We start from the raw sequence: 21,440 nt of genomic DNA, 5'->3' as shown, positions 1-21,440 counted from the left end.
TATGCAAATCGGGTATTCCACCGCAGATTTACGTTTTCTATTACTAAAACTGAATCTCCACTAATATGAAATCTGTGAATTAGGCCTATTTTTGAAACCAGCAGTTCCAAAGAAAACATAACTCTTACCCTGAAGATTTAATCAAAAAGGGAATTACCAACACTTCTTCAACCGCTAATGATCCTTAGCTACACCATCGTATTCCTCTCTTTGCTACTTGCAGGTCTGATCTACTATCGGTTGGCAAGACAGTTTGGAATAGTGGACAAGCCCAATTCCCGTTCGTCTCATTCGGCGACGACCATCAGAGGTGGGGGTATTCTTTTTCCTTTGGCAGTGGTGTTTTGGTGGATGTCTTATGACTTCCAAAATACCTGGATGGTCTTGGGCATTGTTTGGATTTCTGTGGTAAGTTTTTTGGATGATATCTACACCATTTCGAGAAAGCTTCGGCTAGGCATACAGTTCTTAGGCCTTTCGATGGCATTTTATGATTTGGGGGTGTTTGACCAGGAGTCGTGGTGGGCGCTGCCCGTTTTGTATTTTGTCGCCTTGGGAGTCATCAACGCGATTAACTTCATGGACGGAATCAATGGAATCACCGGTCTATATGGATTGGTCTTTCTTGGGTCTCTCCTTGCTGTAAATATCTATATGCCTATTTTTTCCGAAAGTCTAATTAGATATGTGATATTGGCGCTTTGTGTATTTCTGGTATTTAATTTCCGCAAGGATGCAAAGATGTTCGCCGGCGATATTGGAAGCATTTCGCTGGCCTATCTAATAATCTACTTTCTGGTGCAGTGGTACCTCTCCGCCCATACTTGGACTATTGTTCTTTTCCTGCTAATCTATGGGGCGGATAGCTTGATTACATTTGCCCATCGACTCTTTCGAAGAGAGAATGTAGCGCTTCCCCACCGCACTCATCTTTACCAAATTCTGGCAAATCAGGTGGGGATAGATCATGTTACGATTGCCTTGATTTACTCAATCCTCCAATTTGGGCTCAATTTTTTCCTGTTTATCTACCCACAAGCAATTCCAGAAGATCTCTTTGGATTTGGTATTTTAGTACTAACCGCAGTGGTTTATTCGAGTATAAAAATCCCACTGATAAAGAAATATGAAGTCTACCAAAATTGAATCCTAACATTTTCAGGTAAAAAAAGAGGCTGTCTCGTTTGGAGACAGCCTCTCTTTCGGGTAGTAATTTGAGTTCAATCTCAACTACTCACTTCTCAAGCCTATGATTTGAATATTGGGAAGCCACCTTTTTTTCTTTCCATGAAAGTCAAATCGCGTAGTTAACCGCATCCCATGAAGGCTTATTGACCTTCATGAATTCAATGGCTTCATTAAGTCCTTGCTCCAAAGAGTAGGCGGGTTCCCAGCCCAAAAGTTGCTTCGCTTTTGAGTAATCACATATTAACTTCATCACCTCACTCTTCTCCGGTCTGATTCGTTCGTTTTGTGCTATTACAGCCTTATTGGTTCCGCAGATTTGTTGGATCATATCCACAATTTCCCCAATCGTTACGCCCCTACCAGTCCCGACGCTTATCACTTCGCCGGAAGATTTGTCGGACAAACCTGCCAGCATAAAGCCTCTCGCGGTATCTTTTACAAACAACATGTCCCTGACCGGATCCAAGGATCCCAACCGAATTTCCTTTGATTCACTCAGGACTTGCGAAATAATAGTAGGTATTACCGCACGGGTAGATTGTCTTGGGCCGAAAGTATTGAATGGGCGGAAAATACAAACGGGGAGCTCGAAAGAAAGAAAGTACGACTCGGCTATCTTGTCGGCTCCAATCTTGGTGGCCGAGTAGGGAGATTGGCCCTGCATCGGATGCTTTTCGTCAATTGGTGCATAAAGAGCGGTCCCATAGGTTTCCGAAGTAGAGGTCACGACCAATTTGCCGACTTTGTGAGATCTAGCAGCTTCCAGCATATTCAGTGTCCCAGTGATGTTTGCGGCTACATAGGCGGATGGGGCCACATAGGAGTACGGTATTCCAATGAGCGCAGCCAGGTGAAACACGACATCTTTCCCCTCTGACAGTCGACTCATCAAAAAAGTATCCTGAATATCGCCAAACACTACTTGAACGGATGCAAGTAGCGGCGAATCTAAATAGGCGAGGTTGGAGACATTGGAATTGGAATTATAGTGGACCAATGCAGTCACTTCCGCTCCTGCCCTCACGAGCTCCTCTGTAAGATGGCTTCCAATAAACCCACCGGCACCGGTTACTAGTACTTTTTTACCTTGATAATTCATGTCAGATTCTAATTGAAAAGATCTTTATAGTCGATGTTGGCTTTTTCGTAGTCTTGATGTTGTCCGATATCCAGCCAATATTCCTCGATGGGGAAGGCTACAACACTCCTTTTTTTCCTTAGGAGTCCTTCCATTAGATCGGTGATATCAAAGAAGTTTCCTCTTGGGATCAGCTCCAATGCTGAAGGGCTAAGGGCATAGATCCCTCCACTGATCCGGAAGGAATAAGTCGGTTTTTCGAGTATCGACACCACCTGATGGCCGTCGGTTTCCAATACGCCATAAGGTACTTTGGTTTTATAGGAAGCGCTTCCAATGGTCAGTTCTGCTTGATTTTCCAAATGAAAATCCAAAACCGTCTTATAGTTCAGAGATGTCAATAAATCCCCATTCATCACCAGAAAGGGCAGGTTGAGATCCTCCTCCAAGTACTTCACTGCTCCGATGGTCCCCAACTTAGTTTCCTCCTTGAAATATTGGATCTTGAGGCCAAATCTTGATCCATCCCCGCAAAATTTCTCGATATGGTCCGAGAGATAATTAGTGCAAAGAAAAACGTTTCTAAACCCGAAAAGATGGAGTCTTTCTAATATTGTCTGCAAAATCGGCTTATTGCCCACCTTTAGCAAAGGTTTAGGGATGTTCTGGGTGAGTGGCTCAAGTCGTATGCCTCTTCCCCCCACCATCAACACCACTGGATTTTCGATCGAGGCAAAGCTTTTTTCGGGATCTGCACTAAGCAACTGCAATATCTTGCCATCGGCTCCACAGACTGGAATCATTCTATATCCTTTTTCTTCGAAAAATTTAAGGTCAACCGAGGCCTGTTCGATTACGGTAATAAAAAAGGGACTTTCGTTCATCACCGTGTGGATAGGATCTTCAAGTTGGGATCCATTCAGTATTCCTCTCCTGATATCACCATCACTTATGGAACCCACCAGCCTACCGTCCTTGTCCAAGACAAACAAAAGGCCTTTTTTGTTTCCTTCTATTTGTCTCATGGCCTCTCGCACCGTGTTGTCAGATTGAGCGGTATATTCTTTTATCTTGTTTTTATCAATTAGCATGATCTACCAATTCGTCAATGTAGGTGTCCAAGGAATATTGTTCCTTAAAATCGGTCATCTGTCTAAAAATCCGGTCAGAGATCGACAACATATTGTCATAGGGTTTTATGGGATCAAATTGCTTGCGGTAGCTTACATGGAATTTCCCTTCGAATAATTCGATAAGTTGAGTTACAGTATACCGATCCTTCCCGACAATATTTACGATTGGTGACTGGATCTCCTCGTTTTTTTCAAGAAGTGCCAGCAGTCCGGATACCAAGTCCTCGACATGAAGGAAAGACCTCACCAACGTCCCGTCATTGTTAAACTCAAGGAAGGCATCCGAAAGAGCGGATTTCTTCAGATAAGCAAAAACCCCTTTTGGCTGAGAGGAACCGTAAATGTTTGAAAGCCTAACTATCAACCGCTGATGTTGGTCCAGACCATTCACCAGCAAGTTTTCCGCAGCCAGTTTTAGCGCGGAATAGGGGGTTTCGGGATTGCAGGGAGAGGATTCATCCACGCTTTCGCCAGATCCATATACCCCTACACTGGAAAGATGTACCAAAGTGCTGTGCTCCCCGCAGGCAGCGATTAGGTTTTGAATTCCCAGCGTGTTTTGGTTTAGACATGCATCTATCGGGCGGGAAATCTGACCAGTTAGATTGACTATGAAATCGAAGTTGCCCGCCTTGATTTGCCGAACAGATGAGACATCAGTGATGTCCAGCCCTACCCCGCCGGTACCCGAAGAATTACGGGATCCCACAAACACTTTCGAAAACCCATTTGACTTCAACTTGCGGGAAAGGTGGGTTCCAATATACCCACTACCCCCTAAAAGAAGCAATTTACTTTCCTTCGTAAAAGATTTTCTGAATGCTAACACGGGCTAAATCCAGATTTTTTAGTGTTTGAACGATTTGGTCAGCGGAATTCCCGTCGCCATAAGGATTCCTGATTTCGCTGACCATCTTACGGAAATCTCCGTCGAACAACGCTTTATTAATCGCTTTTTCGATCTCGGAAGCGTCATTGGTGACGTCGATTACATTGGCAGCACGCTCTCTCCCCATTTGCCTGTTTCCGATGTTGACGGCAGGGATCTTCAGCGTCGGCGTTTCATGGATTCCAGAGCTGGAGTTTCCTACCAACGCCCATGCATTTCTATACAAATTGACGAACTTCAGCGTAGGCAAAGAAGGAATCCATTTAAAACCCGATGCCTTTATTTCCTCGATGATCTTGGAATGCCCCGCGTCATTGTTTGGAAGAAGAAATACGACCTGTGCGTCAATTTGCTGCAGTGCTTTCATGGTCTCCCTTATTTGATCAATGGAGGACATCGCCTCAGTGGTCACTGGATGCTGGATAACCAAGACAAAAGGCTTTGAAAAATCCAGATCAAACTCAATTTCCAACTCTTTAGCGTCCAAGGAAGGTGTATTGACCAAAACATCGATGGAAGGACAACCTACAACGTAGATATCTTTGGGATTTTCTCCAAGTCTCACAAGTCGATCTCTGGCATCCTCGGTCGCAGGAAAATGGATGTGGGAAAATTTGGACATCGCATGGCGAATTGCTTCATCAATGCTGCCTGTCACTTCACCTCCTTGGATGTGTGCTACTGGAATATTCATGTGGGCAGCTGCAATGGTCACAGCAAAATTGCCCCCTATGTCGAAGCCTGAAAGCACTAAATCAGGCTTGGATTTTTCTAATTCAAAAGTTACATCCGTGAGCACTCTTGCCATAGAGCGAACCATCTCCGCACCGGAATCCGGAGCATTGGAGTCAAACATTGGGATTTTGGCATTGATGGTGAAGCCGTCATCTTCGATGTAGTTGACGTCTTTTCCATGCAGATCCAAAAGACAAATCCCTGTTACTACCAGATGAATTTCAAAAAAAGGATCAGCCTTCATCTTTTCTAGAATCGGCTTGTACCTGCTGTAATCTGCTCTGCGCTCTATGAGTACAAATACTTTCATCAAATATCTATTTACAATTAATAATCAGTTACTGAATGTGATCCCAAAGAACCTGAATATCAAACTCCAAGTCTACCTTTGCCTTCCTACCTAGTATGGATTCAAAATGCTCAGCCAAAATCCCCCCTTTACCTGGCCGCTTCACCCAAATGTTGTCTTTGGAAAATACCTCCCCCTCCTTGATGGAGCGGATCGTACACACCGTGGCAAATGCAAAATCGATGGTGGCCTGCTCTTCCGCGACTGGTTTTTTCTCCCCACCACGCTGGAGCTGTAACACTCTCGCTCCTTCTATCAATTCCCCGCAGGCCTGCTCATCCATCGAGCAAATGATGTCAGGACCGACTCTGTCCATGTGATCCGTAAAATGTCTTTCCAAAATCGAGGCACCAAGGGCAACTGCTCCAAAGCATGCAAGGTTACTCAAGGTGTGATCGCTCAGCCCAACCACTGCCTGAGGAAAAGCCTGCTGGAGCTGCTGCATCGCACCCAGCCTTACAAGGTGATTTGGTGTTGGATACAAATTTGTCGTATGCAGCAATGCGAAAGGAACACCATGCTTTTCCAGAATTTTCACTGCTTTGGCAACGCTTTCCAAATCATTCATGCCGGTGCTCAATATCATCGGCTTTCCAAAAGATGCTATATGCTCTAGCAGGGGATGATTATTGCATTCGCCTGATCCGATTTTGAAGGCTGGTACATCCCAGGCGATCAACCGATCTGCCGCGGCCCTTGAGAATGGAGTACTGATAAAAATCATCCCATGCCCCTCCACATATTTTTTGAGCTGCAGCTCATCCTCCTCAGACAAAGCACAGGATTGCATAATTTCGTAAATGCTCTCTTTAGTATGCGCCGGAACGGTATTCTTGGCTGCACGACTCATTTCATCGTCCACGATGTGGGTTTGATGTTTGACCATCTCCACTCCAGCTCTTTTTGCGGCATCAACCATCTCTTTTGCGACGGCAAGTGAGCCGCCATGGTTGATTCCGATTTCGGCTATCACCAAAGGGGGAAAGTAGTAGCCAATTTTGCGCCCGGCAATTTCTATATATGGATTTTTCATAATCATTTTTTCACCAGACGGAATACCCGCCGTCAATAATCAAATTATGTCCTACTACGTGTCGGGATGCGTCAGATGCCAAAAAAACTACTCCTCCGTTCATATCCGCCTTATCTGCCATATCACCGGATGGGTTCAATTGCTTGTATCTTTCGTAAAACAAGCCCTCGTGTCCGTTCCAAACCCCACCAGGGGTAAGTGCATTGACTCGGATTTTCTTGTCTGCCCAGAGTGTCCCCAAGTATTTGGTGAGGGCGACCACGGCATGCTTGCTAACACTGTATGCAACAGGCTGAAAAATCCCCGTACCCGGGTAAATTCGGTGGTTTGGGCTTACCACTCCATAAAGGCTGGCGATATTGATGATACTACCCCCGCCATTTTGCAGCATGTGTTTCCCTATGACCTGGCAGCCCAAAAAGACTCCTTTGAGATTGATGTCCATGATTCGATCCCAATCTTCCTCTGGAAAATCCTCAAATCCGGCTTCAAAATTGGCGGTTTTGGATTGGTTGGTACTTGCGGCACCATTGATCAGAATATCGATTTTCCCATGGCTGGCTTCGATTTGTCCTAGGGCATCTCCCCATGACCGCGAGGAAGCGACGTCAAGGCAAATTCCCTCCAAACGGTCGGGAGCCACCGTCATCTTTTCAATTTCGGCTCGGCATTTTTCCAGGGAAAGATCGGCCAAAATTACCCTAGCCCCTTTTTGAAGAAGTGCGCTAGCCATCTGGGGGCCCAAAAGACCTGCACCTCCGGTGATCAATGCCACCCTTCCGGTCAAGTCAAATAAATCTTGGTTCATTTTCGGTTCAATAAAAATTCAATCAAGTCAAAATCCAAAGCAGTATCGATGTCAAGAGCCCTTTCCCTGGGCATGGGGTAGATCATGCAGGGAGCCTTGCTCCAATGGGGATAGGAATAGAGCGCGGATCGCTTGATGACAAATGCAGCCGGGGACAAGCTATAGACCTGAGGAGCATCTTGTCGCCTCACGATGGGAGTTTCGGATTGTTTTACGAGCTCCGCCAAGCCATCCTTGCGAATCTCCATCATATTGAAATAGGGATTTCGCTCCGGCTCGTACCCGGTGATCACCACTTCAGTATCTGGATTATCCAGCGCCAAACCTATGGCACCGTCAATGTCATTCGCCGTTTTTAGCGGCACAGTCACATCCAAATCGACCAAATATTCGACGGTCACTCCCAATTCCTTTTCGTAGAATTCCAAGGCATGGACAAAGACGGGCCATTTGCTGGAACTATCTGAAGCCAATTCGGCCGGACGGATGAAAGGCACCTTGGCCCCCGCCTCCAATGCGATTTTTGCTATGCGCTCATCATCTGTGGAGATGATCAAATCATCAATCAGTTCACTAGTCTGGGCCTGCCGAATCGTATGATCAATGAGCGGGACTCCATTGAGAGGTCTAATATTTTTGTCGGGAACTCCCTTGGATCCTCCCCTGCAGCAAATGGTAGCTAAAATCATGAACTAGGATATCGGCCTTTTTTCAGTTTTGGTCTGATTGCAAATTCCGTGTCTATCACCTCTTCGATAGGAAAATTTACAATGCGACAAAAGTATGGGATTCTGAAGACTTCTTTGCAGCCAAAACCATTTTTAAACTGGCGATCCCATCCTCAAAGGATGCCATCCTCTCGTCACTGACACCTGATAAAAACGCACTCATGATCGAGACAAACCTTTCATTGCGCTCAGCTTCGGAAAAATCCAGTTCTCCGACTTCACCCGAGTGTTCTACCCAAGCGACTTTTCTTTGGGCGAGATCCCATCGGATTGACCCTCGAGTGCATGTTACTACGCAAAACCGTTCCAGAATCCGCTGGTGATAGTCCAAATGTACCGTTGCAGTCGCCCCCGAATCAAACTTTATCAGAACATCTGCAAGATCTTCGGTTTCGATGTCCAGTTCCGGATTTTGTTGGTAGAAGGCACCAACGGCGTTAGCCCGACCAAGCAACCAATACAGGTAATCAAACTCATGGACAAGATCCAGCAAAACTCCCCCACCTTTTGCTTTTAGCGCACTGCTACCTTTCCTGTAATCTTCGTGAGGCCGCCAATTGGGAAGGTATTGGCCGACGAATGCATTAGCCGCCAGTATCCGCCCAAATCGTCCTGAGGCAATCAACTCCCGCACAAAGTTTAGTCCGGGGTCAAATCTCAAATCATATCCAACAATGATCCTTTGCCCTTCACCTATTCGCCGAAGAAGCACTTCAAAGCCATCGATACTGTGGCCGACCGGTTTTTCAAGATAGATATTGGCAACCCCCGCTTCAATGAGTGCTGACAACTCTTCTCGGTGCTGGGAGGTTGGGGTACAGATGAGCGCGTGGGAGTAATTTCGCCCATCCAACGCATCTGTAAGGCTTTCAAAAACCTCCAGTCTGGGCCAATTTTCTGGGAACTCTTTTCTTTTTGTAACCAGAGAAAGGATGTCTTCTCCGAGAGTAAGAAGGTTGGAAATGTGGCGAGATCCAATTGATCCAACGCCACATACAAGGATTTTATGTTTTGATTTCAAAACTCTAATTTGTTCAAACGAAAATTTGAAGGAGATTTGTAGCGCTTAGATCGGACAAATGTTCAATTTTCATCTTTGAAGTCTAAGCTGATTCAGTCCACCGGTGGACAAAATTTTACATGAAATTACCGATGCTTTCCCGCCTTAAGATTTCCCCTTTTCTTTTTCGACTGCCGATTCTGGTCTATTCCTCGCTGGGGATTTTGTATTGGATGGTCTTTCTTGAACCTGGAATGGGAGATGAGGGCTTAATGGCGCAGTATTTAGACGAGGCCAGAGATAGGGGATTTTATTGGCTACTTCAATCTGGAAATTTTTCAATTCCGCACGCTTTTTTAGTGTTTCCTCTAACGTTCTTTATGCCCAGTTACCTTTCCCTGAGGATTTTGAGTCTTTTGGGCACGATTTTCATCCTATTATTCTTGAAACGAAAACACCAGCTTGGAGGCAACACCATCGTCACCCATCTCCTTTTCTACCTTGCTTCCGGTTCATTTTTTTTAGGAACGAACGACAATTTGTTCGTCTGTTTTTTGGTCGTCTTTTTCTCTGAAGTGGTTCTTTTTATTTCCAGACAAAGTGACCGCATTTCGGGATTTGCCTGGTTTTGTTTGGTTTCCGCTTTTTTCACGAGAGAAATGGCTGTCGTTTATTTGCCCCTGATCGCCTGCATGACACTTTTCATTTTCAACTCCAGCAAATTCAGACCAAAGGAAGCGGGACTTGTGATCGGGAGTGTGGCGTTTTGGATTGTGCTCAATATCCCATCAATAGCACACCACGGCAGCCTGAGCTTCGACAACAAAGAAATGGCTAAACAAAATGGAATTACTTGGCCCCAACGTCAATACCTCTCTCAGCTCTATGCTACTCAGGGAATAATCCCCGAGCTTTCCCACGTAAGCTGGGAGGAAACTCGTTCTTACTTGGAAAAAAACGGAAAAGATTCTTTGCCTTCCAGCACATTCGATTCTCTCGTTTTCGATATCAGCTTCACTTGGAAAGAATTTTGGAAGGATTTCCTATACTTAATTTACTCCGGTTTTAGACAAGTCGGCCTTGTGATTTTTTTTCCATTTCTCATGTTCATTACTCCTACAAAAGAAAACCAGGCTATAAGGCTAATTGGATTCGGTCAACTTCTCCAAATGCTTGTCTTCTCGGCCATCATTATTTCCTATATAGAAATTCGGTGGCTAGCACCAGCATTTATCCTCGGGATCTTAGGTATGGACCTATTGTTAAAAAGCCGAGAAGGCAAAGCCCAAGTTGACTTCATAAACCAAATCGTGTTGACTGCGCTATCTATCTATGGGATATTCGCTTATATACACTTGATTGGAAACACCCGGACCTGGTTGGAAACATTCTTCTGACCGGAATCAGAGGAAATCGGCGTTTAACACTTTGTTTGGTGCCCATTTCAACTCATCGGCTGCTTTGGAATCGTCGAATGTCAAATCAAGAGTCATTTTGTCAATCAGGGCAGAGTTGACGGGAAAAAACGAGAACTTATCGCCAATCACGGCCAGAATTGACACCAATTTCAAAGGCAATTTGAAATGAATCTTTGTCTTTAGGATATCGGAGATTTTCCTCTCCAACTCGTTGAATGAAGGATGGCAGCGATCCGTCAGATTATAGATACCAGTTCGCCCAATTAGATTTGGGATTAAGTTTGCTACATCAACCGCCAAAACCATACTTTTTCTAGCTCTGCCGCCATTGATCGATGCGTAGCGCCCATTCTTAATCCCATTTATCATCTTATCCAAATTACCTGGCGGATTACTTCCGATCAAAAGTGGTAACCTAAGAACGACAATCGGCACCATGTTTTCTGCAGCCCAAGCCAAAACTGCCTTCTCAGCCAAAATCTTGCTTTTTGCGTAAGGAGAAGTACCCAATAGCGGATGGGTTTCGCTTATCAATTGGCCCGAATCCAATCCATAGACTGAAACTGTGCTGATCAAAATGAATTGCTTTGGCCTCTCGGACAATGCGTCGAGCGCCTTTAACAGGTTCTTGGTACCCTCGGTGTTTACTTTGTAAAACTCCTCTCCTTCCTCCGCAGTTTTGGGGACTACGTGCGCTTTTCCAGCACAATGAATAACAACATCAACCACTGGCAAACTTGGGACTGATTCGCCTAAGCTACAGGCGATGTCATTTTCCGGCCGTCTACCAAGAGTTATCACGTCCGCTCCCTGCAGCGACCCCAAGATATGACGTCCCAAAAATCCATAGGCGCCAGTTAACAGGTATTTCATAATAGACTTCTGGGAAATAAATTGTTCTTCAATCGAGAGGGCCAATTCTTGTCCATACAGGGCTTTTCGACCAATAGATAAAAAGCTGCTGACACCAAAAGCACTATCGGAAATGCGAAGACAATCTGGACAAAAAAATTCGACCAATAGCCTAAGCTGAGATCAATCTCAGCGGTCAACCTAACAATCAAATGAAAAAGAGCATAATGTATTAAGTATATGGTATAGCACATGCCTCCAACAAGGTAAACCGCCGGGCGAGTGAAAAACCAATTAACAGCTTTCGACTTAAAGGTTCCAACAAAAAAGAAAAATAGCGAAGTATTAAATAAAAGATTATTGAAAATCAAGTACTGTGGCTTGTAGAAATAAAACAAACCAAACAAAGCTACAAGTGCGACCAAATCGAATTTATAAGACTTCCCCTCTGCAAAAATGCGTGGGTGTTTGATATATAGAAACGAATACATCAACCCAACAGCAAAATTGACAAAATAGGCAAAAATAGAATTGGAAAATCTTCCAAGTCCAACTTCTAAAGAAAAACTCCTAAAATAGGCTGAACCCAAGGCCAACAAAATCAATAAAATCCAAAAGCCAAATTTCTTTGGAAGGCGAGCGACCAACCAAAAAAACAATGGAAGAATGATATAAAACTGGGCCTCAGTCTCCAAACTCCACGTAACCGGGTTAATGGGATTTGGAAAACCGAATACGAAAACGTGGGAATATACCAACCCCGAAACCAAATTGGGAAACAAATCCTCTGCGGACTCATTGAGTATCAAAACATGCACAAAATAAAAGCCTATCAAAGTCAGAACAAATGGAGGTTCCAATCTCGTGATCCTTCGGTAGAAATACTCCCTCATACCAACCATTTTTTTACCCAACAAGAGATATCGAAGAAATGGCATTCCGAGTATAAAGCCACTGATTGCAAAAAAGACTTTAACCCCCAAATCGAGTCGGGTGACCCACCAGCCCAGCTGAATGAGGTTTTCGATGCCCACTTCTCGACTCCATCCCTCGAGACCGATCCCGATTTCCCTAGAATACGCTGTATTCAAATGAAAGACCATAACCGTAATGATAGAGAAAAACCTTAGCCCGTCAATTTCTGGAATAAAGTGTCTAGAATTGGTTGATCGTCTGAAATAGCCGGTTAAATTCAATTAAATATATTTAACAATAGTACTTTATTTAAACCACTTGTTCATTCGCATTCCAGAATGATACGGACGTATATTTATCCGTAATATCAAACCAAGAAATCACTATAAGCAACTTCTTGTCTGAACAAAAATGGCATAATACCTAATCTATCGCCTCAGGACATTGATAGCTAAACTTACTTTCTGTTTTTTTGGATAATTATTTTTGCTCCGAAGTAGTAGTTCAAATTGACTAATTTACCTAGGCCTAAAACGAACTTATAGATTCGCTGCTTAGTACCGATCGCATTGTTTTTCTTGTATTCGTACCACACATCCATGGTGGGGAAATACTCCATCCTAGAGAGTTTTACCGAGCCATTACCTGCAAATTTTTTTGCCCTGGACTTCATCCAGCCAAAGGAAACATAGTCATGCAGTACCGGGGGGTACGGCCATGATGGATCGTGATCTGGTATACCAAATCCAAAGGCTTTGGCAATAGGTACCTTAATAAACCTAGGGAACCAGTGAATAAACAACTTGCCGGTATCATGATTGTCTCTCATGGTCCACCTGTTGGGCGTGCTAATGAACAAGACCCCTCCGTCCTCATTGACCAAGGAAAACACTTTCCTAAAGTACTCCTCTTGGTCCCATCCGGGTATATGTTCCAAAACTTGGATAAAAAATACAACATCGTACTTTTTTGCAGGTTTTTCCAGATCGATATCGTTAATGTCAAATTGCTTGATATCGGCATTTGTCATTCCCAAATCCCGCATTCTCATGCGCGTAAGCTCGATTGCGCCCGGATCAACATCCCAAGATTCTAGCACCTTGCACCGCTTCGCCAACTTCCAGGTAAAATTACCATCACCGCATCCAATTTCCAGAACCGAAGAATCCTTCAACTGTCTGTAGTATTTGTCGATGATTTCTACCTCCGTCAGGTAATAATCATCGGACTCCCTTGGCGGAGGCGCATTCCATATTTGCTCAATGGAGAGTTCGCTCTCTTTTGATCCAATGTATTGTCCCTCAGTATGCCAAGCATAATATCTTTGTTTGAATTCGCTGCTTAATTTTCTAAACTCTGAAAATTTACCCGATTTGTTCATGTCCATCTTATTCATTCTATCAGTACAATGGCATATTGCCATCTTTTTTTCTCCTATTTAGTAAACTTTTTACTCAAGCCTCAGGGAGCCAATTCCCGCACGAAACAACTTCCAAACTTTGCATGCTTCAATAGATGCCTCGTATGACGACTTCCCTTGTCGCTTAAATCCTGCATACTGTCTCCTCCATACAAAAAGCCGATTTGATCCCTAGTGTAGACTGAATTGACCTCATCCCAAAAGGGCAAACTTGGGATGCGGCCCTGGGCGAATTCATCATAGCCTACTTTCCCAAACAAAACGTAATCCCACTCCTTCTCGATAATAGATTTGCGGATTTGTTCATCTGTCCATTTTCGGAATTCACTTGGATGAGACCTTTCAAGTCTTCTCGTATATCCAAAGCCCTTTCCGTATAGTTTGAGCGACTCATCTTCCGGAAAGTCCCGGTAGGCGGGACTTAATTCCGGATACGAAACACAAACGCCACCATTCTCCTTGAGTACTCTATTAAGTCCAATAAATGTGAACTCCCTGGAGTAATTAACCCTTAGATCGCAGGTCAACAAAAGTACACTACATGAAGACGAAAGATCTAGTATTTTTAATATTTTCGTTGCAGTTGCTTCAGAGGTGGTATTTTCCAGACAGTATTCCCTTATTTGCCCTAAGAGCGTTTGGTACAGTTTCTCAGACTCTTCCATGTTTCTCCAAGGGATCAACTCGCTGTTAACCCGCTTGAAAAGATTTTTTGGCAGGTTTGTCAATGAGCTTTCTGGACAGTGATCAATATCCCTGAAAACTGGTATAGCACCATTTGCAATAATCTCGTAGTGCCTCAAGCAATCCCACCCCCCTTTTTTCCAAGTGAAACCGAATTTTGCCGCCTGATACATTTGGTAGTATTCAAGTTCACTACCAAATCGATAAGTTTCCTTGAAACCAGGAATTACCTCAGCCCAAATTTGGGCCTTTGTTGGATTCTCCTTCAAAAAGAGTTCTTTGGGATAGGAGTATCCCAGTGGATGGATATACTTTGACCTTTCCTCGGTATTGAAAATTCGTGGAAACAGCCTATCCAAATAGCGAAAACTTCTGCTTTCGAGCGCAAACCAAAGGTTTCCAAGCTTCATCCGTATTTTATCAACTAACTTCATTTAGAATAGTCGCCTAAAAGAATTAGCTGTTTTGACAACGCCAGTCTTTTCCAAGCACCCTTGAGCAAGTATCTTGAAAAGTAAAAGGAGGCTTCAATAAAAGACAGCTTTTCAATTTGAACCAGCACCTTCCACATATCCTTTGCGCAGCCAAAAAAAGAATTCGACCTAGAGCCCTCTCGGATGCGATAATTGGAAAGCACGACTGGAATTCCATGCGCCACAAATCCCTGTTTTAAAATCATTAGGTGAAAAACATAGTCTTCCGCTTTGATCACCCCCGCCTCTACGATAGGTACATCGACTTTGTCCCTGTCCACCATAAGAGTAATAATGGAAAAAGCAGGATTCCCGAGAAGTTGCTGATGATTGAATTCACTGCGAAAAAAAGTATTGCTCAATGCAATCACATTTCCCGATTCGGAAATTCTCTGATACATGGTAAAGGAAACCGGTACGTTTTTCGCCATCATAAACTCCACCTGGTAGTTGAGTTTCTCGGGTTCATAGGTATCATCTGAATCCAAAAAACACAAAAATCTTCCCCTGGCATTTCTGATCCCCTCATTTCTGGCTTCCAGTGCCCCTTTGTTTTTTGGCATGGCCACGATCCTTATCCGGGGATCCTTTTGTCTATACTCGGTACAAATTTCCACAGATCTGTCTCTGGAGCAATCATCCACCAAGATGAGCTCCCAATTGGAATAGGACTGAGCTTGTACAGATTCGATCGTAGCTCCAACAAACTTCTCAGTATTGAAAACAGGCACAACAATGGAAACCAATGGATTTTGCTTCATCGGATTTCTTTATTTATTTTCATTTTTTACAAAATCAGCGAATTCCCGGGACCAATACTGAAGCGAATTTTTTGGAAACTCCTCAGCTAGATTCCCACTAATGCGGTTGTACAGTCCTTGGTCCCTCGCAAGAAGAACTGCGGCATCAGCCAATTGCGAAGGCTTGCCTGGGCTTACAAAAAGGCAGGTCTCCCCATGACGAAGTTCGTCTGCAATACCGCCGACTTTGGTCGATACTATCGGTATGGAGAATGCCCTAGCTTCGTTGATGATTTTGGGAAGCCCTTCACTGTAAGACGAAATCATCAGTATATCGTGGGAATTGTAGATGTCAAAAAGCTTATCCCCAAAGGCGACATAGCCCGCGAAGGAAATTCTATCGGTAAGCTGGAGTCTCTCTACCAAAAGTTCGGCATCGATTCTTGATATCCCCTCCCCCACTATGGTTAGGGTTGCTGGAAGCTCTATATTTACAAGATCAACCGCACGAATCAAATCTAACAATCCTTTTTCCGGCTCCAGACGCCCTACAAACAGCAGCTTCAAGGTTTTTCCGATGGAATACGTCCTGTTTCGAGAGACTTCTTCCGACACGATCGAGTCGCTGATGAACTTGGATTTTCTAAAGTCCGAGGAAAGCGACTGATACATTTCCTTGCCCACAGTCACCAGCATTGCGTTGGACCTAAATACGGAAGCGTATGAGTAAACCAGTTTGGCAAAAGCAATCCCTATACTTCTTCTTACACCCGAATATCGCACGTTGATGAGCGCCTCAATATTTTGTCGGACAAATAGGACAACAGGTTTTTTCTTACCAACCATCAACAAAATCAAAAAACTGACCGGGTGAGGCCAGGTAATCCAATATATGTCAAATCTCTTCAATTCGGATTTCAACTTTTTGAAAGCCTTAAAAAAAAGACTGGGTTTCGCCAAAAAATCCGAAACGCTTGAATAAAATGGCAACTCCAAAAGATGGGTATTTTGAGCTGTGAAAAAATAGTGTCCCTTACCCGAAATAGGCGACAACCTCGAGCCTAGACAAAAATCATCGAAATGTTTCAAACAAGTCGACTTGATGAATAAGATATGGGAATCATCCGCGTAGATATTCCCATCTTCTTTCGTCAAGATGAAGTCATTGTATGCGAAAATTCTCATGGGAGTAAATCAATAATCAGAATAGATCAATAAGAGACTCGAGAATTCTCTTCTTGACCGAAGGATAAAGGCATTGGCTTAGGGTTACCTGCAGGCGCTTGCTTTACGTTTCTTTTTGCCATGTTGACCATCAATACCGAAGAAATCCCCATCAGTAAAGGAGTGATGTAGGTACGGGTTGCGGAATGGAAAGTCGCCAAAAAGCCAATGATAAAACAAGCCAACAGAAAGCCCCTGCTGATATTTTCGGGGGCTTTATTTTTATTCAGGATGAATACTGCTATGAACACTGAAAAAATAAGAAGCCCCAAGATCCCGTGTTCCGCCAACAAGCGTGAAAGTTCAATGTGGGGCGCATAGCCTTTGAAATCTTCCCGTAGATACGTAGAGGCACCCACACCCACACCCATCACGGGATATTCGACAAATAGCTCAATATCCTTTACAAAAAGGCCAGCCCGGTTGCTTGTTATTTTGTCCAAGCTTTTGTCCGCGGTGCCAGTCAATGTCCCTTGCGTCTCGCCCATGTACCGAAGCAAAAGCATTCCTCCAGTGATGGAATTGGCTACCGCTGCGACAATAAATAGAAACACCACAAGTGGGAGAACAAATTTCTTGAAATTTGGAATCGAAAGCCTCTTCCGCTCAGCCATCGAAAGCTTGGTGAGATAGTATATCATCACCAAAACACCCAAAATACCTCCAATCATCCCACCCCTAGAAAATGTCAACAGACCCTGGGTGGTTAGAAGTAGCAAAAGCACAAAATCCATCCACCTGAAACCTGTGAGTCGATAGTTGAGCAGGATACATGCGGCAGTCAGAAAAACTCCCAAGCCCAAAATCGTGGAAACCTGATTGGAGCCAAATCCTCCTGAAGTTGAAAAATTTGCCCCGAGTGAAAAGTCGACACTATCTAGATCAGGCGTACGAATAATCGTAAATACCAAAACCGAGACAATAGGATAAATCAATAACTTCGACCAACCAACAAGAGTCCTCAAGTTTATCTTCAAAGATGAAAAGAACCATATTGCAAAGCCGATATTCAGCAATCCAAGTATATTAAATCTCACTTCAATAGGCGCAACTCGTCCGCTCTCATCAAAAAAGATCGCAGGAATGGCCAGAACAAGGATCATAAAACCCAGGGCACCTTTTATTGTCCTGCCCTTCGAAAGAAGTATTCCAAGTGGGCTGAGTAGTAAAAGGATATATTTACCCAACTCATAAGGGAGGAATGGATCAGCCTGCGCCAACCTTCCAATGGATTCAAAAGAAGCAAAATAAATAATTATCTCGGCCAGCAATTTTGGCCTATCCTGGCTTGAAACCTGGAATACATTGACCAATGAGTATAAAAAAACAACGTAAAAAAATCCCACGACCGGCAAAGCGCTCAACGTAGCCAAAATTCCGACAAGAACATGGACGGCAAACCAGAAAAAGGAATACTTATGTTTCTTTAACTCTGACAGAAAAATCCTCATTCGTTCAATACTTTCCTAACAGGGCACTATACTTTCTAAAAAAGCTATCCCCCCCAAATTCGGTCTTTACTTTATTTTCAAAACGCATCGCTTTGACTCTGGTTTCCTCTTTGTTGTCGACGAGATTACGCATAGCCATGCTGAGTTCACCAGAATCGTTTGGTTCAACGAGGTACCCACACCGTCCTGCTTCCAGTAAATCCCCACAGGCTCCGACCCGAGAACTTATCACAGGAACGCCACTAAGTCCAAGCTCTAGCAAGGACACAGGAAGCCCCTCGACATGGGACGAAAGAATCCCCATTCTTGCTTTGTCAAACCATTCCTTCAGCTCCATCACTGGGCCAAGCAAATGAACATGTTCTTGCACGTCTTCGGCTTGAATGACGCGATTCACTTCTTCTACATATTCGGGATCATCCATAGTTCCGATTAGTGCCAATTTATAGCCAGTATGCGACTTGATAAACTCCGAAAAGGCCCTAACCAAAACCACGTGGTTTTTTGGTTTTTTCAGGTTGGCTACCGAGATAATCCATTTTAACTTCTCTCGCTCGACGTGGCATTCCGAAACCCTATCCGGAAAATTGCCGATATAGGCTGCTTTGGGAATCATGGAAAAATCAGACTTCACCCATGCTAGCAATTCCGAATTGACCACAATCACCCGATCTATAGCAGCCTGTAGAAACTTGATTTTCTTTCCAAAGCGCCCATTCGCAGATGAAAAACCCCCGTAATGCGCATGCCAGACCAACATGGCCTTGGGGTAGAGTAGTTTGATCAACGCAGCCCAGAATATGGAGGAGTCGTGCGCGTGAATGATGCTCGGATCAAACGACCTCACTTTCCTCAGTATTCGGATAAAAGTAGCGAGATCCAGCACGTTGGATTTGGAAAATACCTCCAAGCTATTCGGACTCTTGATCAATTTCTCCAGTGGCCCACCCTTGCGTGTGGAAATCAAAAGATTGGGAATTTGATTCTCCGAGAAGTAGTTAGCCAAATTAACAGCCATGCGCTCCCCTCCCCCAACATCCAGAGAATCGATCAGTTGAAGTACCCTCATCCCAGCTTAGCTATTTCTTCTTGGAATTTCTCCAACGTAAACTCCCTCGACCATTCCATGGCCTGTCTGCTGGTTTTAAGATAGAGTTCTTCATCTTCTAAAAAAGGCAGCATAGCACTCAATATTTTGGCTGGATCGTTTTCCAAGAGCACGCCACGTTCTTGATTTCTTCCCACCATTTCGGGGACACAACTAACCGCTGAGGTAAAGGGCACACATCCCCAAAACATCGCTTCCGCGACAGCCTTGGGCCACCCTTCAGTCCTAGAAATAAAAATCAAAAAATGGGATTCACCGAGGATTCTTTTTATGTCGTCAGCCGTAACGTTTCCCAGAAAAACCACCTGCTCCGAAACTCCAAGTTCCTGCGAAAGCTTTTCCATCTCCTCCCGCATTACTCCGTCTCCACAATAGGTAAATTCAAAGTCGATCCCCCTATCCTTCAGCAGTCTACTTAGGTGTATTCCAGTTTCTGGGTTTTTACCCGAGTAGATAGCTCCGACAAACGCCAATTTTACTTTCTCACCTAAAGGAGATTTCGCAACAGGCTTTGCTTCAATCGCTCTGTAGCTAGCCGTAAATAAAGGCACTACGTTTGAAGAGCTATCCGGCCAATTGCCATATACCAGAACTTTCGAATTCTTGGTGAGAAACGTGGAATTGGCAATATTTCTCTGGATTTTAAAGGTCAGGGGCTGGCTGGACTCCGAATCCCAGTTTCCGGCATACTTGATGACTTTTGGCTTGTTGGGAAAAAGCACTTGGACAAACATCCCCAGAAGGCCCATGTTGCCTGGAATGCGAATATGAATTTGACTAGCTTTCGACATCTCCAAAGCCATCTTAAAAAGGATCAAAGGAACTTGCCATATCGCACAAAATCTTGCAGGCCAAGATTGGACATGATAGGCAGGCACTGCCCTGAACCTTAGGTTTGGATGCGAATAGGCAATGTCAATTTTCCCAGGAGATTTGGTATGGACTACAGGGGCGAGCACCGTTACTACCTCTTTGGACTGAATCCACAAATTCATCTCACGAACATAGGGGCCATACGCATAGTATATCCCATCCTTTTCGATGTGTTGGACGCATGTGATGATCAGAAGGCTATCCATGCAATATCTTTCTGTAGAATCGAATATTTTCGTCTAGGTTTTTCTCGATGCCAAAAAGATCCAAGACTCTTGCTCTGGCTGCTCCCGCTAGCTCTTCTTTTCGGTCACTTGACTCAAAAGCTTCCTCTATGGCCTCTACGATACTATGCACGTCATGGGGATCACAAAGGTAACCATTGACACCGTGCTGAATTGTTTCTGGCCCTGGGCCTTTATTGGTGAAAATAACGATTTTCCCCATTGCCATTGCCTCAGGCGCGACCAATCCCTGGGTTTCCATGAACGAGGGAAAAATACAGATCTCCGCACTTCGGTAAATCCCCGGAACTTGGTCGTGTGGGATCGCATCATGGATGCTGATATGCTTCTCCAAATCTCCCCGGATCTGATTTCTAATCAGGGCTTTGTAGGATCTTCCATCGGGAAATTCCCAATCCCTTCCATATATACCCAAATGTACCTCAGGATAGGCAGCTCGAACGAGGTCTATCGCTTTAACCAGGTTTCCAACTCCTTTCTTCTCACACACCGTGCCTAAGAAGATTAAACTCCTTGGATTCGGATTGGAGGATTTTGGCGAAAAATAGAATCGATTCGTGTCTACGATATTTCTGATCAAAACGACTGGTTTGCCGTGGAAACTCAGCATGCTCGAAGTATGGTTTCTCACATAATCTGAGATTGCGATGAAGGCATCTGCATTTTTAAAGGATCTTTTTTCTTGGTACCCCTTCCATGCGTCAATTTTTCTTTCCTCCGCCTCCGCAAAAAAATGATGCCCCCCGTGAAGACGAATCACCTTCTTGGCACCTGGTATTTTCGATAGGAATGCGAACGAAAGTTCAGATCCCTCCACAATATCCGGTGCAATTTCAATGATTTTCTTTTTCAGTCTTCTAGACAACACCCACCAATTGACAACGGGGATTTTTGGATTGGGTATTCGAATCACTCGGACACCTTGATCCCAATATTCCTCATACGAATTGCTGTTGTTAGCTCCCAATACAGTCACTTTATTCCCAAATCTCACAAGCTCGGGCGCGAGTGTCTTCAAGAAAATCCCTATGCCTCCTGGATTCAAACCATGCTTTGGGTATTCATGGGAGAGGAAACACAACTTCATGGTAAATCT

20 protein-coding genes are annotated in these 21,440 nt (G+C 44.2%); 2 read left to right on the top strand and 18 right to left on the bottom strand.

The window, feature by feature from the left end:
- Positions 1-177: 177 nt before the first annotated feature.
- A complete protein-coding gene (locus J0A67_RS03605) occupies positions 178-1,146 on the top strand; it encodes an MraY family glycosyltransferase (RefSeq protein ID WP_206567901.1) in 969 nt (322 codons plus the stop codon).
- A 148-nt stretch (positions 1,147-1,294) separates the two neighbouring features.
- Here the strand turns inward: J0A67_RS03605 and J0A67_RS03600 are convergent, their stop codons facing one another.
- The 8 genes from J0A67_RS03600 to J0A67_RS03565 form a co-directional block, all read right to left on the bottom strand.
- A complete protein-coding gene (locus J0A67_RS03600) occupies positions 1,295-2,287 on the bottom strand; it encodes a GDP-mannose 4,6-dehydratase (RefSeq protein WP_206567900.1) in 993 nt (330 codons plus the stop codon).
- A gap of 8 nt (positions 2,288-2,295) precedes the next feature.
- Positions 2,296-3,357 carry a nucleotidyltransferase family protein gene (locus tag J0A67_RS03595; protein WP_206567899.1) on the bottom strand — a complete coding sequence of 354 codons (1,062 nt, stop codon included), beginning with the start codon at positions 3,355-3,357 and terminating at the stop codon, positions 2,296-2,298.
- Positions 3,347-4,228: an NAD-dependent epimerase/dehydratase family protein gene (locus J0A67_RS03590; protein WP_317195041.1), complete on the bottom strand. Its 882-nt coding sequence runs from the start codon at positions 4,226-4,228 to the stop codon at positions 3,347-3,349. Before J0A67_RS03590 ends, J0A67_RS03595 begins: the two co-directional genes overlap by 11 nt.
- Complete coding sequence (neuC, locus tag J0A67_RS03585; RefSeq protein ID WP_206567897.1) at positions 4,191-5,333, bottom strand: UDP-N-acetylglucosamine 2-epimerase; 1,143 nt, start codon at positions 5,331-5,333, stop codon at positions 4,191-4,193. Before neuC ends, J0A67_RS03590 begins: the two co-directional genes overlap by 38 nt.
- A 28-nt stretch (positions 5,334-5,361) precedes the next feature.
- Positions 5,362-6,405, bottom strand: coding sequence for an N-acetylneuraminate synthase family protein (locus J0A67_RS03580; RefSeq protein ID WP_206567896.1), 1,044 nt, complete (start codon positions 6,403-6,405; stop codon positions 5,362-5,364).
- Between the two features lie 10 nt (positions 6,406-6,415).
- The gene (locus J0A67_RS03575; protein WP_206567895.1) at positions 6,416-7,213 is read right to left on the bottom strand and encodes an SDR family oxidoreductase; all 798 of its coding nucleotides are present in this window, start codon (positions 7,211-7,213) and stop codon (positions 6,416-6,418) included.
- Positions 7,210-7,902 carry an acylneuraminate cytidylyltransferase family protein gene (locus tag J0A67_RS03570; protein WP_206567894.1) on the bottom strand — a complete coding sequence of 231 codons (693 nt, stop codon included), beginning with the start codon at positions 7,900-7,902 and terminating at the stop codon, positions 7,210-7,212. Before J0A67_RS03570 ends, J0A67_RS03575 begins: the two co-directional genes overlap by 4 nt.
- Positions 7,903-7,978: 76 nt before the next feature.
- Positions 7,979-8,962 (bottom strand): Gfo/Idh/MocA family protein, encoded by a 984-nt coding sequence (locus J0A67_RS03565; RefSeq protein WP_206567893.1) that lies wholly within the window; start codon positions 8,960-8,962, stop codon positions 7,979-7,981.
- 422 nt (positions 8,963-9,384) lie between these two features.
- On the opposite strand from J0A67_RS03565, the gene J0A67_RS03560 reads away from it, so the two are divergent.
- Positions 9,385-10,338, top strand: coding sequence for a hypothetical protein (locus tag J0A67_RS03560; RefSeq protein WP_206567892.1), 954 nt, complete (start codon positions 9,385-9,387; stop codon positions 10,336-10,338).
- 6 nt (positions 10,339-10,344) lie between these two features.
- Here the strand turns inward: J0A67_RS03560 and J0A67_RS03555 are convergent, their stop codons facing one another.
- The 10 genes from J0A67_RS03555 to J0A67_RS03510 form a co-directional block, all read right to left on the bottom strand.
- Positions 10,345-11,232, bottom strand: a complete 888-nt coding sequence (locus J0A67_RS03555; RefSeq protein ID WP_206567891.1) for an NAD-dependent epimerase/dehydratase family protein — start codon at positions 11,230-11,232, stop codon at positions 10,345-10,347.
- A complete protein-coding gene (locus J0A67_RS03550) occupies positions 11,229-12,407 on the bottom strand; it encodes an acyltransferase family protein (protein ID WP_206567890.1) in 1,179 nt (392 codons plus the stop codon). Before J0A67_RS03550 ends, J0A67_RS03555 begins: the two co-directional genes overlap by 4 nt.
- A gap of 176 nt (positions 12,408-12,583) precedes the next feature.
- On the bottom strand, positions 12,584-13,513 hold the full coding sequence (locus tag J0A67_RS03545; RefSeq protein WP_206567889.1) for a class I SAM-dependent methyltransferase: 930 nt from the start codon (positions 13,511-13,513) through the stop codon (positions 12,584-12,586).
- A gap of 74 nt (positions 13,514-13,587) precedes the next feature.
- On the bottom strand, positions 13,588-14,499 hold the full coding sequence (locus tag J0A67_RS03540) for a hypothetical protein (protein WP_206567888.1): 912 nt from the start codon (positions 14,497-14,499) through the stop codon (positions 13,588-13,590).
- Positions 14,500-14,660: 161 nt separating this feature from the next.
- Positions 14,661-15,464 carry a glycosyltransferase family 2 protein gene (locus J0A67_RS03535; RefSeq protein WP_206567887.1) on the bottom strand — a complete coding sequence of 268 codons (804 nt, stop codon included), beginning with the start codon at positions 15,462-15,464 and terminating at the stop codon, positions 14,661-14,663.
- A gap of 9 nt (positions 15,465-15,473) precedes the next feature.
- Entirely contained in the window at positions 15,474-16,628 is a 1,155-nt protein-coding gene (locus J0A67_RS03530; protein ID WP_206567886.1) for a glycosyltransferase family 4 protein, read from the bottom strand.
- Positions 16,629-16,654: 26 nt separating this feature from the next.
- Positions 16,655-17,770, bottom strand: a complete 1,116-nt coding sequence (locus J0A67_RS03525) for an O-antigen ligase family protein (RefSeq protein WP_206567885.1) — start codon at positions 17,768-17,770, stop codon at positions 16,655-16,657.
- A gap of 352 nt (positions 17,771-18,122) precedes the next feature.
- Positions 18,123-19,187, bottom strand: a complete 1,065-nt coding sequence (locus J0A67_RS03520; protein WP_206567884.1) for a glycosyltransferase — start codon at positions 19,185-19,187, stop codon at positions 18,123-18,125.
- Positions 19,184-20,305 (bottom strand): glycosyltransferase family 4 protein, encoded by a 1,122-nt coding sequence (locus J0A67_RS03515; RefSeq protein ID WP_206567883.1) that lies wholly within the window; start codon positions 20,303-20,305, stop codon positions 19,184-19,186. The genes J0A67_RS03520 and J0A67_RS03515 overlap by 4 nt, the downstream gene beginning before the upstream one ends.
- Positions 20,298-21,431, bottom strand: a complete 1,134-nt coding sequence (locus tag J0A67_RS03510; RefSeq protein WP_206567882.1) for a glycosyltransferase family 4 protein — start codon at positions 21,429-21,431, stop codon at positions 20,298-20,300. Before J0A67_RS03510 ends, J0A67_RS03515 begins: the two co-directional genes overlap by 8 nt.
- Positions 21,432-21,440 lie beyond the last annotated feature (9 nt).

Origin of the sequence: Algoriphagus aestuariicola (assembly GCF_017254835.1) — a bacterium.
GTDB lineage: Bacteria > Bacteroidota > Bacteroidia > Cytophagales > Cyclobacteriaceae > Algoriphagus > Algoriphagus aestuariicola.
Note: the sequence above shows the minus strand (reverse complement) of the source record. Positions and strands in the feature narration are given on the sequence as shown.

What these genes read in the sequence shown, in the direction of transcription:
- J0A67_RS03605 (WP_206567901.1), top strand. Translation starts at nt 178, where the DNA reads ATGATCCTTAGCTACACCATCGTATTCCTCTCTTTGCTACTTGCAGGT.
- J0A67_RS03600 (WP_206567900.1), bottom strand. Translation starts at nt 2,287, where the DNA reads ATGAATTATCAAGGTAAAAAAGTACTAGTAACCGGTGCCGGTGGGTTT.
- J0A67_RS03595 (WP_206567899.1), bottom strand. Translation starts at nt 3,357, where the DNA reads ATGCTAATTGATAAAAACAAGATAAAAGAATATACCGCTCAATCTGAC.
- neuC (WP_206567897.1), bottom strand. Translation starts at nt 5,333, where the DNA reads ATGAAAGTATTTGTACTCATAGAGCGCAGAGCAGATTACAGCAGGTAC.
- J0A67_RS03580 (WP_206567896.1), bottom strand. Translation starts at nt 6,405, where the DNA reads ATGAAAAATCCATATATAGAAATTGCCGGGCGCAAAATTGGCTACTAC.
- J0A67_RS03575 (WP_206567895.1), bottom strand. Translation starts at nt 7,213, where the DNA reads ATGAACCAAGATTTATTTGACTTGACCGGAAGGGTGGCATTGATCACC.
- J0A67_RS03570 (WP_206567894.1), bottom strand. Translation starts at nt 7,902, where the DNA reads ATGATTTTAGCTACCATTTGCTGCAGGGGAGGATCCAAGGGAGTTCCC.
- J0A67_RS03555 (WP_206567891.1), bottom strand. Translation starts at nt 11,232, where the DNA reads ATGAAATACCTGTTAACTGGCGCCTATGGATTTTTGGGACGTCATATC.
- J0A67_RS03545 (WP_206567889.1), bottom strand. Translation starts at nt 13,513, where the DNA reads ATGGACATGAACAAATCGGGTAAATTTTCAGAGTTTAGAAAATTAAGC.
- J0A67_RS03535 (WP_206567887.1), bottom strand. Translation starts at nt 15,464, where the DNA reads ATGAAGCAAAATCCATTGGTTTCCATTGTTGTGCCTGTTTTCAATACT.
- J0A67_RS03530 (WP_206567886.1), bottom strand. Translation starts at nt 16,628, where the DNA reads ATGAGAATTTTCGCATACAATGACTTCATCTTGACGAAAGAAGATGGG.
- J0A67_RS03525 (WP_206567885.1), bottom strand. Translation starts at nt 17,770, where the DNA reads ATGATCCTTGTTCTGGCCATTCCTGCGATCTTTTTTGATGAGAGCGGA.
- J0A67_RS03520 (WP_206567884.1), bottom strand. Translation starts at nt 19,187, where the DNA reads ATGAGGGTACTTCAACTGATCGATTCTCTGGATGTTGGGGGAGGGGAG.
- J0A67_RS03515 (WP_206567883.1), bottom strand. Translation starts at nt 20,305, where the DNA reads ATGGATAGCCTTCTGATCATCACATGCGTCCAACACATCGAAAAGGAT.
- J0A67_RS03510 (WP_206567882.1), bottom strand. Translation starts at nt 21,431, where the DNA reads ATGAAGTTGTGTTTCCTCTCCCATGAATACCCAAAGCATGGTTTGAAT.